Below are 15437 nucleotides of genomic sequence, written 5' to 3'. Positions count from 1 at the left end.
GTCGAGTCGGCTTGCGCGGCGCGCGATCCAGCGCCATGATTTCGGTATGCCGAAATCTTGGGATGCGGTGCGGCGAAGGAGTGCCGTCATGGCGGCGGCTGCGCTCGCCGTCGCGGCGCTCGCGGGCTGCGCGTCGCCCGCGCCCTCGGCGCCCGCCGCCGACGAGCGCCCGCTCGTGCTCGCGACCTTCACCGTGATCGCCGACATCGCTCGCGAGGTCGCGGGCGACGCCGCGCGCGTCGAGTCGCTCACGCGGCCGGGCGTCGAGGTGCACGACTACGAGCCGACGCCCGGCGACCTCGTCCGCACCGAGGGCGCCGACCTCGTTGTCGTGAACGGCTGGGGCATCGACGACTGGCTGCTGACCCTCCTCGAGCGGCAGGATGCGCCCCGCGTCGTGCTGAGCGACGCCGTCGAGCCGATCGCGATCGAGACCGGCCACTACGCCGGCAACCCCAACGCGCACGCGTGGGTCGCGCCCGCCGAGGGCGCGCGCTACGTCGAGGCGCTCCGCGTCGCGATCGGCGACCTCGTGCCCGCCGAGCGCGCCGCGATCGACGAGCGCGCCGCGGCCCTCACCGCGCGCCTCGACGCGCTCGGCGAGCGCCTCCGCGACGGCGTCGCGCGGCTCCCCGAACGGCACCGCGTGCTCATCACGTGCGAGGGCGCCTTCAGCTACCTCGCTCGCGACGCGGGGCTCGACGAGGCGAGCCTGTGGCCCGTGAACGCGGGCGGCCAGGGCACGCCGCAATCGATCGCCGAGGTCGCCGCGATCGTCGAGGAGCGGCAGGTGCCGACCGTCTTCTGCGAGTCGACGACGCACCCCGGCACGCAGCAGCAGATCGCGCGCGACGCGGGCGTGCGCTTCGACGGCAGCCTGCACGTCGACTCGCTCTCGGCATCCGACGGGCCGGCGCCGACCTACCTCGCGCTCGTCGAGCACGACATCGAGGCGATCCTGGGAGGACTGGGCGGATGAGCGGTACGGCAGCAGCGCACGACGCGATCGTCGTCGAGGGGCTCGGGGTGCGCTACGGCGACGTGCGTGCCCTCGTCGACGTGACGGCACGCATCCGATCGGGGGAGATCACGGGCCTCGTGGGCGTCAACGGCTCGGGGAAGTCGTCGATGCTCGCCGCGATCCTCGAGCGCGTGCCGCACGAGGGCACCGTGCGGATACTCGGCCGGAAGCCCGCCGAGGCGCGCCGCGCGGGCCTCGTCGCGTCGGTGCCGCAAGCCGAGTCGGTCGACTGGGACTTCCCGGTGACCGTGCGCGACGTCGTCACCACCGGCCGCTTCGGGCGCATGGGGCTCCTGCGCATCCCGCGCGCGGACGACCGCGCCGCCGTCGCCGAGGCGCTCGAGCTGCTCGGCATCGCGCACCTCGCCGACCGGCAGATCGGCGAGCTCTCGGGCGGCCAGCGCAAGCGCGCGTTCGTCGCCCGCGCGATCGCGCAGGACGCCGAGCTGCTGCTGCTCGACGAGCCCTTCGCGGGCGTCGACCGCTCGAGCGAGGCCCGCATCGTCGAGGTGCTGCGGGGGCTCCGCGAGCGCGGGCGCACGGTCGTCATCGTGCACCACGACCTCTCGGGCGTCGCCGAGCTCGTCGACGACGTGCTGCTGCTGCGGGGGAGGCTCCTGCACCAGGGCCCGCCCGATGAAGTGCTGAGCCCCGAGCGCATCGCCGAGGCCTTCGGCGCCGGAGCGGCGGGCGAGCGATGATCGACGTCCTGCTCGCGCCCTTCACGTACGACTTCATGCTGCGCGCGATCCTCGTCACGCTCGTCGCCGCGGTCGCGTGCGCGCTGCTGTCGACGTGGCTCGTGCAGATGGGCTGGTCGCTCATGGGCGACGCCGTCTCGCACGCGGTGCTGCCGGGCGTCGCGCTCGCCTACATCCTCGGCCTGCCGTTCGCGCTCGGCGCGGCGGTGTTCGGCATCGGCGCGGTCGCCCTCATCGGCGGCGTGCGCGCGGCCTCCCGGATCAAGGCGGATGCGGCGATCGGCGTGGTCTTCACGACCCTGTTCGCGCTCGGGCTCGTGATCGTCTCCGTGACGCCCGCCGAGACCGACCTGCAGCACATCCTCTTCGGCAACGTGCTCGGCGTCTCGGACGCCGACATCGCCCAGGTGCTCATCGTGGGCGCGATCGTGTGCGTCGCGCTGCTCGTGCTGCGCCGCGACCTCACGCTCGTCGCGTTCGACCCGGGCCACGCGCACGCGATCGGGCTGCGGCCGAAGCTGCTGCACGCCGTGCTGCTCGGCGCGCTCGCGCTCACGGTCGTCACGGCGCTGCAGGCGGTCGGCATCATCCTCGTCGTCGCGATGCTCGTCATCCCCGGCGCGACGGCGTCGCTCATCGCGGTGCGGTGGGATGCGCTGCTCGCCTGGTCGGTCGGCATCACGGTCGTCGCGTCGATGGTGGGGCTGCTCGGCGCCTTCTGGCTCGACATCTCCCCGGGCGGCGCGGTCGTGCTCTCGCAAGGGCTCGCCTTCGGGCTAGCGTTGCTGTTCGGGTCCCGACGGGGGCTCGTCATCCGGTGGGCGAGAGCGAGGCGGCATGCGGTCGACAGCGGCTGAGGACTACGTCAAGGCGATCTACCACCACACCGAGTGGCAGCCCGAGCCGGTCACGCCCTCGCAGCTCGCCACGCGGCTCGGGCTCGCGAACTCGACCGTGACCGAGATGGTGAAGAAGCTCGCGGCGGCCGGGCTCGTGCACCACCGCCCGTACGGCGCGGTCGAGCTCACCCCCGAGGGCCGCCGGCTCGCGGTGCGGCAGGTGCGGCGCCACCGGGTGGTCGAGACGTGGCTCGTCGAGCGGCACGGCTACGAGTGGGACGAGGTGCACGACGAGGCCGAGATCCTCGAGCACGCGCTGAGCGACCGGCTGCTCGAGTCGATCGCCGCCTCGCTCGGCGATCCCGAGCGCGATCCGCACGGCGACCCCATCCCGAGCGCCGACGGCACCGTGCGGCGCCCCGACGCGGTGCTGCTCGCGGAGGCCCCCGCGGGCCACGAGGGCGCGGTCGTGCGCATCTCGGACGAGGACCCCGCGATGCTGCGCTTCCTCGCCGACGCCGGCATCGCGCTCGACGCGCAGCTCACGGTGCTCGGCGTCAAGCCCTACTCCGGCTCGATGCAGGTGCGGTCCGGGAGCGGCACCGTCGATGTCGGCCCCGACGTCGCGCGCGCCATCTGGCTCGCGGCCTGAGCGCCCGCGCGGGGCCGGGAGGCGTCAGCGCTCGAGGCCGGCCGCGCCGGTGCCCGAGAGGTCGAGGGTCTCGACCGGGCCCGCTGCGGTGCCCTCGCGGATCTCGCGCGCCACCTCGCGCCGCGACTGGATCGCGTGCCACGCGATCGCGATGACCGCGATGCCGACGACCCCGAGCAGCACGACGTCGATGTACTGCGTCACGACCTCCGCGACGCCGGGGATGTGGGCGACGCCCCACCCGAGCAGCGGCAGCCCCGCGCCCCACAGCAGCCCGCCCAGCACGTCGAGCCGCAGGAACAGCGGCCACGGCATCCGCCCCACGCCCGCCGCGACGGGCATGAAGGTGCGCACGATGCCGATGAAGCGGGCGATGATGACCGCGGCGGCGCCGTACTTGAGGAAGAAGCGGTTCGTGCGCTCGATCGTGCGATGCGAGAAGAGGCCGGATGAGCGGCGCTGGAAGATCGGCGGCCCGGCCTTGTGGCCGATGAGGTAGCCGAGCTGGTCGCCGGCGACGGCGCACGCCCAGATGCAGAGCATGACGAGCCAGATCGGCTGCGGGATGACGCCTGTGTAGGAGAGGACCCCGGCGATCACGAGCAGCGTGTCGCCCGGCAGCAGGAAGCCGACGAGCAGGCCCGTCTCGACGAAGACGATCGCGCACACGAGCAGCAGCGCCCACGGTCCCGCGCCCGAGATGAGCCCCTCGACATCGATGAGGAACTCGGCGGTGAGCGGGGGCACGGGCGGCTCCTAGGGCGATCGCAGTGCGGGAGAGGGGACTTGAACCCCTACGCCACGAGGGCACAGGAACCTAAATCCTGCGTGTCTGCCAATTCCACCACTCCCGCGTGGTCGCTCCAGCGTAGCGGGGCGCGGGATGCGCAGGCGGCGCTCGGGAGCGTCTGCGACAGTGGCGGCATGGACATGCGCGCGCTCGTGACCGGCGCGACGGCGGGCCTCGGCGCGGAGCTCGCGCGCCAGCTCGCCGCCGACGGCTTCTCCCTCGTGCTCGTCGCTCGCGACGAGCAGCGGCTCCGCGCGGTCGCGGCGTCGCTCCCGGTCGAGACCGAGGTGCTCGCGGCCGACCTGACGGTCGCCGCCGACCTCGAGCGGGTCGCGGCGCGGGTCGCCGACCGCGCCCGCCCGATCGACGTGCTCGTGAACAACGCGGGCACGGGCATCCTCGCCGACTTCCACGTCTCGGGCGTCGACGAGGAGCGGCGGCTGCTCGACCTGCTCGTGTGGGCGCCCATGCGGCTCGTGCACGCCGCGCTCCCCGGCATGCTCGAGCGCGGCCGGGGCGGCATCCTCACCGTCGCGAGCATGGCCGGGCGCATGCCGAACGGCACCTACTCGGCGGCGAAGTCGCACGCGATCACCTTCTCCCGCTCGATCGCGGCGCGGTACCGCGCCGACGGCATCCGCGCGACCGCGCTCCTGCCCGGCTTCCTCAAGACGGAGTTCCACGAGCGGCTCGGCATCGACCGGTCGGGCACGCCCGACATCATCTGGGCGAGCGTCGAGGCGACCGCCCGCGAGGGGCTGCGCGGCCTCCGGAAGGGGCGGAGCGTCGTCGTGAGCGATTGGCGCTACCGGCTCACGGCGCCGCTCGTGCCGCTCATCCCGGACCGGTTCATGGGCGGCTGGAGCATGGCGCGGCTCGATCGGCGCGACGACGAGGGGCGGCTCGAGCCGACGAGCGACGCGAACGCGGGCTGATCAGGGACGCCGATCGCCGCGCCCGCGCCGCTGTGGCATCGTCGGAGGGGACCGGCGCCGGCCGGATCGGGGAGGCTGCCGTGGTTGAGTCGATCGCCGTGCTGGGCGCGGGCATCATGGGCGCGGGCATCGCGCGAGTCTTCGGCCGAGCGGGCCACGACGTGCGGGTCTTCGACGTGCGCCCCGAGGCGGCCACCGCTGCGGCCGAGTCGGCCGGCGGCACCGCGCACGACAGCGTCGCCGCAGCCGTCGAGGGCGCGACGATCGTGCTCGAGGCCGCGCCGGAGCGGCTCGACCTCAAGCTCGCGCTGCTCGCGGAGGTCGAGGCGGCGAACGACGGCGCGGTGATCGCCTCCAACACCTCGTCGATCGGCGCGGATGCGCTCGCGGCCGGCATGCGGGATCCCTCCCGGCTCGTGATCGCCCACTTCTTCAACCCCGCCGACACCGTGCCGCTCGTCGAGGTCGTGCCGGGGCCGGCGACCCCGCCGGAGACCGTCGACCGGATGGTCGCCCTGCTCGCCGCGGCGGGCAAGACGGCGGTGCCGCTCGCGCAGCAGGTCGAGGGCTTCATCGCCAACCGGCTGCAGGCGGCGCTCTACCGCGAGGCGATGCACCTCGTCGAGCGCGGCGTCGCGACGCACGAGCAGGTCGACGCGGTCGTCACCGCGGGGCTCGGCCCGCGCTGGGCGCTCGCGGGCCCCTTCGAGATCATGGACCTCGGCGGGCTCGACGTGTGGACGAGCGTGACGGACGGCATCCTCCCGACGCTCGGCGACGCATCCGCCGCCCCCGGGATGCTGCGCGAGCGGGTCGAGCGCGGCGACCTCGGGGCGAAGACCGGCCGGGGCTTCCTCGACCGCGACGCGGATGCGTCCGCGCGCTTCGCGGCGCGCCTCGCGGCGCTGCTCGAGGCGCGCGCAGGAATTTCAAATTCGGAATAGATCGAGCCGCCGGACGTTGCATCGAGGACTGCGGCCGCGCGAGCGGTCGCGGATCGACGAGACGGAGGGATCTGAGATGACGTACCCGGTGCTGCAGGACAAGGTCGCGATCGTGACCGGTGCCGCGATGGGCATGGGCGAGGCGACCGCCCGGCTGTTCGCCGAGGCGAAGGCGAAGGTGATCGTCGCCGACTTCAACGCCGAGAAGGGCGAGGCCGTGGCGGCCGACATCCGGGCCGGCGGCGGCGAGGCGCAGTTCGTGCAGGTCGACATCTCGAAGGCCGACCAGGTGGAGGCGATGGTCGCGGCGGCCGTCGAGCGCTACGGCCGGCTCGACGTCGCGGTCAACAACGCGGCGCTCACGCCCGACCAGAACCTCGTCTCGGAGATCGACGAGGACTACTGGGACCGCCTCATGGCCGTCGACCTCAAGGGCACGGCGCTCACGCTCAAGTACGAGCTGCGGCAGCTGCTCGCGCAGGGCGAGGGCGGCTCGATCGTCAACATCTCCTCGACCTCGGGCTTCCGCGTGCAGCCGCAGACGGTCGCCTACAACGCCGCGAAGCACGGCGTGAACGCGCTCACGAAGACCGCCGCGGTCGAGAACGGCCCGCACGGCATCCGCGTGAACTCGGTCGCCCCGGGCGCCGTCGACACCCCCATGCTGCAGGGCGCGATCGAGCAGTTCGGGCTCGACCCGGTCGAGTACCCGAAGCAGCTCTCGGCGCTGCACCGCTTCGCGCAGCCGCGCGAGATCGCGCAGGCGAGCCTGTGGCTCGCGAGCGACGCCTCGTCGTACGTCACCGGCACGACGATCCACGTGGACGGCGGCTACACCGGCGCCATGTGACGCGCTCGCCCGCGACCGCGGGCGCATCGATCCGGCCGGGAGCGTCCTCGGAGGTCGCTCCCGGCTTCGCGTGCCACGGTCGGGCGATGACCGATGCAGCCGACCGGCCCCGACCCATCCGTGCCCTCTACTTCAACGGCACGCTCACGCCCTCGCCGGAGGCGAGCCACACAGACACCCTCATCGAGGCGAGCGCGAGCATCCTCCGCGAGCAGGGCGTGGAGGTGGAGGTCGTGCGCGCCGTCGACCACGCGATCGCGCCCGGCGTGCAGCCCGACATGACCGAGCACGGCGCCGCGGAGGACGCGTGGCCCGGGCTGTGGGAGCGCGTGCTCGCCGCTGACATCCTCGTGCTCGCGACGCCGATCTGGCTCGGCGACGCGTCGAGCGTCATGCGGCGCGTCGTCGAGCGCCTCTACGCCGAGTCGGGAGAGCTGAACGAGCACGGCCAGTCGATCTTCTACGGCAAGGTCGGCGGATGCCTCGTCGGCGGCAACGAGGACGGCATGAAGCACGTCGCTCGCGAGCTCGTCTATGCGCTGCAGCACCTCGGCTGCACGATCCCGCCGCAGGCCGACGCCGGCTGGGTGGGCGAAGCGGGGCCGGGACCCTCCTACGGCGACGAGCTCGACGACGGCTCGCTCGCGGGTGCCGACAACGACTTCACGAACCGCAACATCACGATCATGGCGTGGAACCTGCTGCACTTCGCGCGCATGCTGCGCGGCGGCATCCCGAACGAGGGCAACGACCGGAACGCGTGGGAGCGGGGGAACCGCTTCGGGTTCCACAATCCCGAGCATCGCTGACGCGCGCCGCCTGGCGCGCGTGGGCGGCGTGCGGCATGCTCCCCGCATGGACACGACGACGTGGCTGCTGGGCGGCGACCCCGCGATCCGGTGGCAGGTGCTGCAGGACCTCGAGGACGCCGGCCCGGATGCGGTGGCGCGTGAGCGCTCGCGCGTCGCGCGCGAGGGCTGGGGCGCGGCGCTCCTCGCGGCGCGCGGCCCCGACGGCCAGTGGGCGGGCGGCGCGCACTTCCCGAAGGCCGAGCCGGTACTACCCGGCCAGCCCTGGACCTCGACGGCCCACGTGCTCACCGAGCTCCGGCTGCTCGGGGTCGATCCCGCCGATCCGGCCGTGCGCGAGGCGATCGCCGACGTCGCGCGCGTGACGCGCTGGGAGTACGACGACGAGCCGTTCTTCGAGGGCGAGGTCGAGCCGTGCATCAACGCCGCGCTCGTGACGAACGCGCTCTACTTCGGCGTCGAGGTCGACCCGATCGTCGAGCGGCTGCTGGGGGAGCGGATGGCCGACGGCGGCTGGAACTGCGACCAGGAGCGGGGCTCGGTGCGCTCGTCGTTCGACACCACGATCGGCGTGCTCGAGGCGCTCGCCGCGTTCGAGCGCGAGCACGACGACCCGCGCGTGCGCGAGGCGCGCGAGAGCGGCGAGGAGTACCTGCTCGAGCGCGGCCTCATGCGACGGCGCGCGACGGGCGAGATCCCGAAGCCGACCTACGTGCAGCTCGCCTTCCCGCCCCGGCACGAGTACGACGTGCTGCGCGCGCTCGAGCACTTCCGCGCCGTCGGCGCCCGGGTGGACGAGCGGATGCGGGAGGCGATCGAGCTCGTGCGCTCGAAGCGCCGGCAGGACGGCACGTGGGCGGCCGACGTCGTCCACGGCGGCGACGCGGTCGTCGACTACGGCGCGGCGGGGGAGCCGAGCCGGTGGATCACGCTCAAGGCGCTGCGGGTGCTGCGCTGGGCCGACGGCGAGGCTCAGTCCGTGGCTGCGTCCGAAGCCGCCGCGCCGGACGCCTCGGCACCCAGGTAGAGCAGCATCCCGTCGGGGTCCCGCACCTGCGCGACGCGCTCGCCCCACGGCATGCGCTCGGGCTGGGCGACCGCGGTCGCGCCGCGCTCGAGCACCCGGTCGAAGGCGGCGTCGACGTCGTCGACGTAGATCCAGAGCGCCGCCTCGGGCGGGCCGGCGCTCGGCTCGAGGCCGATCGCGACGGTCGACGCCCCGACCTCGAGCGCGACGTAGACGACGCGGCCGTCGTCCTCGAAGGCGTAGGTGCGCCGGGCGTCGAGCGCGGCGGCGTAGAACGCCTCGAGCCGCTCGAGATCGCGCGTGCGGAGGATGGGGAAGCTGCGCTGCACCGCCATGCGCGGCATCGTATGCGCGCTCAGTCGAGCGACGCCAGGTGGTCGATCATCGCCGGCACGACGACGTCGGGCCGGTCACGCTGCACCCAGTGCCCGGCGCCCGGCACGATGAGCGCGTGCGCGTGGGTCATCGACGCGGCCGCGCGCTCGGCGACCGCCGCGGGCACGCCCGCGTCGCTCCCGCCGTGCACGAAGAGCGTCGGCGCCTCGATGCGCGGCAGGCGCGCGCTGTAGTCGGTCGACTGGCGGCGCAGGCCCACCTCGGCGCGCTGCCACTCGGCGAAGGCCTCGAGCCCCGAGCCCCGCCGGGCCTCCTCGGCGACCGCGTCGAGCAGCTCGGGCGAGCGCCGCGCGGGATCGCGGAGCACGGGCCGCAGGCTGCGCTCGAGGAGCCGCCGGTCGCGCGCGGACGCGCGCGTCGCCGCCTGCAGCACGCCGGTGCGGAGCGCCGCCCAGCTCGCGAGCTGCGCGGGCACGCGCAGCGCCCCCTCGACGAGCGTCGGCTGCAGCCCGTAGCTGCCGAGCAGCACGAGCGCGCGCACGCGATCCGGGTGCTCGAGCGCGTGCCCGATCGCGAGCCCACCGCCGAGCGAAAGCCCCGCGAGCGCGTACCGCTCGAGGCCGAGCGCGCTCGCGAACGCCGCGACGTAGCCGAGCAGGCGATCCTGCGTCGCTCGCCACGGGGCGCGCGGGCTGTGCCCGTAGCCGGGATGGTCGGGCGCGAGCACGCGGTGGCCCGCTGCGGCGAGCTCGCCGCCCACCTCGCCCCACGACAGCCAGGCCGAGTCGAGCCCGCCACCGTGGAGCAGGACCACGACGGATGCGTCGGCGCCGGCGGGGGGCGCCCACTCGAGGTAGGAGACGGGTCCCCAGGGCAGCGCGACGGTGGTGCGCGTCGCCTCGATGCCCACTGCCCACCCCGCTCGTCCGGTGCCCGTCCCCGGAGCCTAGTGGGACGCATCCGCTCGCCGCACCGAGCCGTCGAGCGTCGCTGTGGACAACTTCCGAGGCGCCGCGCCCGCTTGGGCTTCACTGGCTCGCATGCACCAGGCCGTCGCCGAGATCACCGCCTCCGTGCGGGCGAAGGTGCGGCGCGACGGCATCGACCTCGCGCGCTCCGGCGACCTCGCCGAGCGCTACGTGCGCGATGCGGTGCGCTCCTACGCCGAGCGCTCGCTCGGCGGCAGCGTGCCGATGCTCGCCGACGAGCGGCAGGCCGAGCGCGACGTGCTCGCGGCGGTGCGCGGCTACGGGCCGCTCCAGCCCTACCTCGACGATCCCGAGATCGAGGAGCTCTGGATCAACCAGGGCTCGCGCGTCTTCTGCGCGCGCGGCGGCGTGAGCGAGCCGCTGCCGCTGCGGCTCACCGAGCTCGAGGTGCGCGACCTCGTCGAGCGGATGCTGTCGACGACCGGGCGCCGCGTCGACCTCTCGACGCCGTTCGTCGACGCGTCCCTGCCCGACGGCTCGCGGCTGCACGTCGCGAGCGGCGACGTCGCGCGCGGCGCGATGTCGATCAACATCCGCAAGTTCTCGCGGCGCCTCGCGTCGCTCGCCGCGCTCGTCGATCGCGGCGCCCTCAGCCAGCAGGCGGCGCAGTTCCTGCGCCACGCCGTCGTCGCCGGCTGCAACATCCTGGTCTCGGGGCCGACCCACGCGGGCAAGACGACGATGCTCAACGCGCTGCTCGCGAGCGTCCGGCCGGGCGAGCGCGTCGTCACGGTCGAGGAGACCTTCGAGCTCGATCCGCCGGTCGACGACATCGTCGCGCTGCAGTGCCGCCAGCCCTCGCTCGAGGGCACCGGGGAGATCTCGCTGCGGCGGCTCGTGAAGGAGTCGCTGCGCATGCGGCCCGATCGGCTCGTCGTCGGCGAGGTGCGCGAGGCGGAGGCGCTCGACCTGCTCGTCGCCCTCAACTGCGGGGTGTCGGGGATGTGCTCGATCCACGCGAACTCCGCGCGCGACTCGCTCGCGAAGCTCACGACCCTACCGCTGCTCGCCGGCCGCAACATCGACGCGGGCTTCGTCGTGCCGACGGTCGCCCAGTGCATCGACCTCGTCGTGCACCTCGCGATCGACGCGCGCGGCAATCGCAGGGCCGTCGAGATCCTGGCGCCGACGGGGCAGGCGACCGCCGGCGTCATCGAGGCGTCGACCCTCTTCGCCCTCCGCGACGGCCTCCTCGAGCCCACCGGCTCGCATCCCGCTCGCACCGCGAAGTTCGCCGCCGTCGGCGTCGATCCCGTCGCGCTGCTCGTGGGAGCGCGCGCATGACGTGGCTGCTCGGGGCGACCCTCGGCCTCGGCCTCCTGCTCGCCGTCAGCCCGTGGCTGTGGCCGCGGCGCACGGGAGCGCCGGACCCGCGCCCTCGCGCCCGTGCCCTCGATCGGCTCACGCTCGCGGGGCTCGACGGCGTGCCGCCGCTCGCGCTCGCCGCCGCCTCGATCGTCGCCGCGGTGCTCGCGGCAGGGGTGGCGCTCGCCCTCGTACCCGCCGTCGCCGTCGCGGCGGCCGCGCTCGCAGCGGGCGGCGCCGCGCCCGCGCTCGCGGTCCGCTGGCGCGCGAAGCGCCGCGAGCGCGCGCAGGCCCGCGTCTGGCCCGACGTCGTCGACCACCTCGTCTCGGCCGTGCGCAGCGGGCTCGCCCTGTCCGATGCGGTCGCGCAGCTCGAGCGCGCGGGGCCCGAGCTCACCCGGCCCGCGTTCGCGGCGTTCGCGGCGGATCACCGGGCGACCGGCTCGTTCGCCTACGCGCTCGACCGCGTGAAGGACCGGCTCGCCGACCCCGTCGCCGACCGCATCCTCGAGACGCTGCGGATGGCCCGCGAGGTCGGCGGCACGGAGGTGACGACGGTGCTGCGCGAGCTCGCGGCCTACCTGCGGGCCGACCTCGCAACCCGCGGCGAGCTCGAAGCGCGGCAGAGCTGGGTCGTGAGCGCGGCCAGGCTCGGCGTCGCCGCGCCGTGGATCGTGCTGCTCATCCTCTCGACGCGACCGGAGGCGGCGCAGGCGTACAACGCGCCGGGCGGCCTGCTGCTCATCGCGGGCGGCGCGGTCGTGACGCTCATCGCCTATCGGGTCATGCTGCGCATCGGCGCGCTCCCCGTCGAGACGCGGTGGTTCGCGTGAGCGGCGAAGCCGGCTGGAGCCTCCTGCTCGGCGGGACCCTCGGGCTCGGGCTGTGGCTGCTCGTGAGCCTCGTGCCGATCCTGCGCCGACCGCTGCTCCTGCATCGCGTCGCCCCGTACGTGCTCGATGTCTCGCCCGGCGCGCGCGACCTGGTCGCGAGGCGTCGCGTCGACCCCGCGCGCGTCGTCGGTGCCGTCGCCTCGCCGATCGGCGACCGCGTCGCGCCGCTCCTGCACGCGGTGCTCGGTGCGCCGGAGGGGATCCGCCGCCGCTTGCGGCAAGCCGCCGACGGCGGCTCGGTCGCCGAGCACCGGGCTCGGCAGCTGCGGTGGGCGCTCGTCGGCGCTGCCGTCGGCGCGGCGCTCGGGATCGCGGGCGCGCTCCAGCGGGGGCCGATCGCGCTGCCCGCCGCGCTCGCGGTCCTCGGCGCCGCGACCGGCGCGCTCGCCGTCGACCGGCTGCTGCAGCGGCGCGCGAAGCGCCGACTCGAGCGCATCTCGAGCGAGCTGCCCTCGATCCTCGAGTTCCTCTCGCTGAGCCTCGCCGCCGGCGAGGGGCTGCAGGACGCGCTCCGCCGCGTCGGAGCCGCGGGGCACAGCGCGCTCGGGCGCGAGCTCGCCGGCGTCGTCGCCGACGCGGCGGCCGGTTCGAGCCTCTCGGCCGCCCTCGGGACGCTCGCCGACGAGCTCGCGCATCCCGGCGTCACCCGCAGCGTCGACCAGATGCGCGGGGCGCTCGAGCGCGGGACGCCGCTCGCGCAGACGCTCCAGGCGCAAGCGCTCGACGCGCGCGACGCCGCGAAGCGCGACCTGCTCGAGGCAGCCGGCCGCAAAGAGATCTCGATGCTCGTGCCGCTCGTCTTCGGCCTGCTGCCGACGACGGTCGCGTTCGCGCTGTGGCCGGGCATCCACGTGCTGCAGGTCGGATTCTGAAGGAGGAGCCATGTCCACGATCAGCAACCGCTTCGCCCGGCTCGTCGGGCGGCTGCGCGAGGAGGAGCGCGGCGACGTGCCCGGCTGGGTGCTCGTCACCTTGATGACCGCCGGGCTCGTCATCGTGCTGTGGACGGTCGCCGGCCCCGCGCTCCAGGGCGTCTTCGAGCAGGCGATCGAGCGCGTCACGAGCTTCTGATGCGGCTGACCGACGAGCGCGGATCGGCGGTCGCCGAGTTCGCCATGGTGGCGGGCCTGCTCGTCGTGCTCGTGCTGTCGGTCATGCAGCTCTCGCTCGCGCTCCACGTGCGCGCGACCGTCGCGGATGCGGCGGCCGAGGGCGCGCGGCACGCCTCGCTGCTCGGCTCGGATGCCGCGGCCGGCGTCGAGCGCACGCGCGAGCTCATCACGACCGCGATCGGCCCCGGCTACGCCGAGCGGGTGAGCGCCTCGAGCGCCGTCGTCGCAGGACTCGAGACCATCGAGATCCGCGTCGCGGCGCCCCTGCCGATGCTCGGGCTCGTCGGCCCCGTCGCGCTGGAGGTCGCCGGTCATGCACCGGTGGAATCGCTCGGCTGAGCGGCGCGCGACCGGCCGCCATCGGCTCGCGTCCGAGGACGGCTCCGCCTCGATCGAGTTCCTGACGGTCGGCGTCATCCTGCTCGTGCCGCTCGTCTACCTCGTGCTCGCGCTCGGTCAGATCCAGCACGCCGTGCTGGGCATCGAGGGCGGCGCGCGCCACGCGGCGCGGGCGATCGCGCAGTCCGGTTCGCACGAGCACGGCATGGCCGCGGCCGATCGGGCGATCCGCGTCGCGCTGGCCGACGCGGGGCTCTCCGCCGATGCGGTGCGGGTCGCGATCGCGTGCGACCCCGCGCCCGACGCGTGCGACACCCCGCGCGGCACGGTCTCGGTCAGGCTCGACGCGACCGTGCCGCTCCCGCTCGCGCCGCCGGGCCTGCGCCTGGGGGCGGGCGTCGGCGTGCCGGTCTCGGCGCTCGCGAGCCAACCGGTCTCGGCCTTCGGCGGCTCCCCGTGAGGCGCGCGCGGTCGCGGCTCGCGCACGAGGAGGAAGGATCGACGCTCGTGCTGACGATCGGCTTCGCGGCGCTCGCGCTCGCCCTCGTGCTCGCGGTCGCCGCGGCGACGAGCATGCTCGTCGAGCGCCGGCGGCTCTTCACGGTCGCCGACGGCGCGGCGCTCGCCGCCGCGGAGGCGTTCGCGCTCGAGCAGGTCCGCTTCGACGGCGCCTCGGCGGCGCCGGAGCTCGCCGACGCTGCGGTGCAGCGCGCGGCCGCGGCCTGGGCGGCGGAGGCCGCGGGAGAGCTCGACGCCGTGCGGGTCGAGGGCGTGAGCGCGGACGCCCGGAGCGCGACGGTCTCCGTCTCGAGCTCGTGGCGCCCGCCGGTCGTCTCGCTCCTGCTGCCCGAGGGCCTGCGGCTCGACGTCACCGCGACGGCCCGCGCCGTCTTCGTCGACTGAGCGCGCCGTCAGACGGCTTGCGCGACGAAGCGCGCTCCGCGCGCTCGCGCTACGCTCCCGGCATGCAGGAGCAGCCCGAGATCGACTTCGACGCCGCCGCCGCGAGCCTGCCGACCGACGATCCCGAGCGCGCCGCGGACGGGCTCAAGGCACTCATGCAGAACCCCGCGTTCCGGCGGCTCGTGCAGCAGGTGCAGTCGGGCGAGCTCGGCGACGACGAGCTGCGCGACGAGGCGACGGCGATCGCCCACGACCTCGCCGCCCGCCAGGAGCTGCGCCGCGACGAGTAGCGCGCCGACGGTTCCACCCCGCGCCGCGGCGCCCGCGCCGCGCGACCCCTGAGGGAACTCCATCGCCGCGTTCAGGAGCGGTCGGGATCATGGGGGACATGATCCCCGGGACGGTGCTCGCGTCGCGCTACGAGCTCGTGCGCCCGCTCGGCCTCGGCGGCATGGGGCAGGTGTGGCTCGGGCTCGACCGGGTGCTGGGGCGCGAGGTCGCCGTGAAGACGGTCGACCTCAGCTCGAGCAGCGATCCGAGCGCCGCCGAGCGCTTCCGGCGCGAGGGCCGCGCTGCCGCTGCGCTCGCGCACGAGCACGTCGTGACGGTCTTCGACTCCGGCACCGACGGCAGCACCGCCTTCCTCGTGATGCAGCTGCTGCCCGGCCCCGCCGTCGCGGAGCTGCTCGAGGGCGGGGAGCCGCTGCCGATCGACCGGGCGGTCGAGATTGCCGAGCAGACCGCGGCGGCGCTCGCGGCGATCCACAGCATCGGCATCGTGCACCGCGACATCAAGCCGGCCAACCTCGTCTTCGACGCCTCGGGCAGGCTCAAGGTCGTCGACTTCGGGATCGCGAGCGTCGAGGGCACGAGCGGGCAGCTCACCGCGACCTCGACGATCGTCGGGAGCGCCGCGTACATGGCGCCCGAGCAGGCCGACGGAGGCAGAGCGACGCCCGCGACCGACCTCTACGCGCTCGGCTGCGTCATGA

21 protein-coding genes and 1 tRNA gene are annotated in these 15437 nt (G+C 74.7%); 18 read left to right on the top strand and 4 right to left on the bottom strand.

From position 1 onward, the window contains the following. Positions 1 to 88 precede the first annotated feature (88 nt). Genes JQT67_RS03000 through JQT67_RS02985 form a run of 4 tightly spaced genes read left to right on the top strand, consistent with a single transcriptional unit; the run spans position 89 to position 3213 of the window. Positions 89 to 979: a metal ABC transporter solute-binding protein, Zn/Mn family gene (locus JQT67_RS03000; RefSeq protein WP_208063454.1), complete on the top strand. Its 891-nt coding sequence runs from the start codon at positions 89 to 91 to the stop codon at positions 977 to 979. After that, the gene (locus JQT67_RS02995) at positions 976 to 1722 is read left to right on the top strand and encodes a metal ABC transporter ATP-binding protein (protein ID WP_208063453.1); all 747 of its coding nucleotides are present in this window, start codon (positions 976 to 978) and stop codon (positions 1720 to 1722) included. The genes JQT67_RS03000 and JQT67_RS02995 overlap by 4 nt, the downstream gene beginning before the upstream one ends. Continuing rightward, positions 1719 to 2579: a metal ABC transporter permease gene (locus JQT67_RS02990; protein ID WP_208063452.1), complete on the top strand. Its 861-nt coding sequence runs from the start codon at positions 1719 to 1721 to the stop codon at positions 2577 to 2579. The genes JQT67_RS02995 and JQT67_RS02990 overlap by 4 nt, the downstream gene beginning before the upstream one ends. Then, on the top strand, positions 2560 to 3213 hold the full coding sequence (locus tag JQT67_RS02985; protein WP_208063451.1) for a metal-dependent transcriptional regulator: 654 nt from the start codon (positions 2560 to 2562) through the stop codon (positions 3211 to 3213). The genes JQT67_RS02990 and JQT67_RS02985 overlap by 20 nt, the downstream gene beginning before the upstream one ends. Positions 3214 to 3237: 24 nt before the next feature. On the opposite strand, the gene JQT67_RS02980 is transcribed toward JQT67_RS02985, so the two are convergent. Then, positions 3238 to 3960: a DedA family protein gene (locus JQT67_RS02980; RefSeq protein WP_208063450.1), complete on the bottom strand. Its 723-nt coding sequence runs from the start codon at positions 3958 to 3960 to the stop codon at positions 3238 to 3240. A 24-nt stretch (positions 3961 to 3984) separates the two neighbouring features. Next, positions 3985 to 4067, bottom strand: a tRNA-Leu gene (locus tag JQT67_RS02975). Positions 4068 to 4137: 70 nt separating this feature from the next. Here JQT67_RS02975 and JQT67_RS02970 point away from each other — a divergent pair. The 5 genes from JQT67_RS02970 to JQT67_RS02950 all read left to right on the top strand — a co-directional run bounded on the left by JQT67_RS02970 (position 4138) and on the right by JQT67_RS02950 (position 8568). Then, positions 4138 to 4938: an SDR family oxidoreductase gene (locus JQT67_RS02970; protein ID WP_208063449.1), complete on the top strand. Its 801-nt coding sequence runs from the start codon at positions 4138 to 4140 to the stop codon at positions 4936 to 4938. Between the two features lie 80 nt (positions 4939 to 5018). After that, positions 5019 to 5882 (top strand): 3-hydroxyacyl-CoA dehydrogenase family protein, encoded by an 864-nt coding sequence (locus tag JQT67_RS02965; protein WP_208063448.1) that lies wholly within the window; start codon positions 5019 to 5021, stop codon positions 5880 to 5882. Positions 5883 to 5958: 76 nt separating this feature from the next. Next, positions 5959 to 6732, top strand: coding sequence for an SDR family NAD(P)-dependent oxidoreductase (locus tag JQT67_RS02960; RefSeq protein WP_208063447.1), 774 nt, complete (start codon positions 5959 to 5961; stop codon positions 6730 to 6732). Positions 6733 to 6818: 86 nt separating this feature from the next. Continuing rightward, the gene (locus JQT67_RS02955; RefSeq protein ID WP_208063446.1) at positions 6819 to 7541 is read left to right on the top strand and encodes a flavodoxin family protein; all 723 of its coding nucleotides are present in this window, start codon (positions 6819 to 6821) and stop codon (positions 7539 to 7541) included. Positions 7542 to 7587: 46 nt separating this feature from the next. Beyond that, positions 7588 to 8568: a hypothetical protein gene (locus tag JQT67_RS02950; RefSeq protein WP_208063445.1), complete on the top strand. Its 981-nt coding sequence runs from the start codon at positions 7588 to 7590 to the stop codon at positions 8566 to 8568. On the opposite strand, the gene JQT67_RS02945 is transcribed toward JQT67_RS02950, so the two are convergent. Beyond that, positions 8514 to 8903, bottom strand: coding sequence for a glyoxalase/bleomycin resistance/extradiol dioxygenase family protein (locus tag JQT67_RS02945; protein WP_021064961.1), 390 nt, complete (start codon positions 8901 to 8903; stop codon positions 8514 to 8516). The genes JQT67_RS02950 and JQT67_RS02945 overlap by 55 nt on opposite strands. A 20-nt stretch (positions 8904 to 8923) precedes the next feature. Beyond that, positions 8924 to 9814 (bottom strand): alpha/beta hydrolase, encoded by an 891-nt coding sequence (locus JQT67_RS02940; RefSeq protein ID WP_307864179.1) that lies wholly within the window; start codon positions 9812 to 9814, stop codon positions 8924 to 8926. Between the two features lie 130 nt (positions 9815 to 9944). Here JQT67_RS02940 and JQT67_RS02935 point away from each other — a divergent pair, with 130 nt between their 5' ends. The 9 genes from JQT67_RS02935 to JQT67_RS02895 all read left to right on the top strand — a co-directional run. After that, a complete protein-coding gene (locus JQT67_RS02935; RefSeq protein ID WP_208063444.1) occupies positions 9945 to 11177 on the top strand; it encodes a CpaF family protein in 1233 nt (410 codons plus the stop codon). Then, positions 11174 to 12031 carry a type II secretion system F family protein gene (locus JQT67_RS02930; RefSeq protein ID WP_208063443.1) on the top strand — a complete coding sequence of 286 codons (858 nt, stop codon included), beginning with the start codon at positions 11174 to 11176 and terminating at the stop codon, positions 12029 to 12031. The genes JQT67_RS02935 and JQT67_RS02930 overlap by 4 nt, the downstream gene beginning before the upstream one ends. Next, positions 12028 to 12963 carry a type II secretion system F family protein gene (locus JQT67_RS02925; protein WP_208063442.1) on the top strand — a complete coding sequence of 312 codons (936 nt, stop codon included), beginning with the start codon at positions 12028 to 12030 and terminating at the stop codon, positions 12961 to 12963. Before JQT67_RS02930 ends, JQT67_RS02925 begins: the two co-directional genes overlap by 4 nt. 10 nt (positions 12964 to 12973) lie before the next feature. Further along, positions 12974 to 13162: a hypothetical protein gene (locus tag JQT67_RS02920; RefSeq protein ID WP_208063441.1), complete on the top strand. Its 189-nt coding sequence runs from the start codon at positions 12974 to 12976 to the stop codon at positions 13160 to 13162. Further along, on the top strand, positions 13162 to 13542 hold the full coding sequence (locus JQT67_RS02915; RefSeq protein ID WP_021064962.1) for a TadE/TadG family type IV pilus assembly protein: 381 nt from the start codon (positions 13162 to 13164) through the stop codon (positions 13540 to 13542). Before JQT67_RS02920 ends, JQT67_RS02915 begins: the two co-directional genes overlap by 1 nt. Continuing rightward, a complete protein-coding gene (locus tag JQT67_RS02910; RefSeq protein WP_208063440.1) occupies positions 13517 to 14002 on the top strand; it encodes a TadE family protein in 486 nt (161 codons plus the stop codon). The genes JQT67_RS02915 and JQT67_RS02910 overlap by 26 nt, the downstream gene beginning before the upstream one ends. Then, positions 13999 to 14445, top strand: a complete 447-nt coding sequence (locus JQT67_RS02905; RefSeq protein WP_208063439.1) for a pilus assembly protein TadG-related protein — start codon at positions 13999 to 14001, stop codon at positions 14443 to 14445. The genes JQT67_RS02910 and JQT67_RS02905 overlap by 4 nt, the downstream gene beginning before the upstream one ends. Before the next feature lie 62 nt (positions 14446 to 14507). Further along, positions 14508 to 14735 (top strand): hypothetical protein, encoded by a 228-nt coding sequence (locus tag JQT67_RS02900; RefSeq protein WP_208063438.1) that lies wholly within the window; start codon positions 14508 to 14510, stop codon positions 14733 to 14735. A 98-nt stretch (positions 14736 to 14833) separates the two neighbouring features. Then, a partial coding sequence (locus JQT67_RS02895) for a serine/threonine-protein kinase (protein WP_208063437.1) occupies positions 14834 to 15437 on the top strand: 604 nt, incomplete at its 3' end.

The sequence above is a fragment of the Agrococcus sp. TF02-05 genome (assembly GCF_017565345.1).
GTDB classification, from domain to species: Bacteria; Actinomycetota; Actinomycetes; order Actinomycetales; family Microbacteriaceae; genus Agrococcus; species Agrococcus pavilionensis.
Note: the sequence above shows the minus strand (reverse complement) of the source record. Positions and strands in the feature narration are given on the sequence as shown.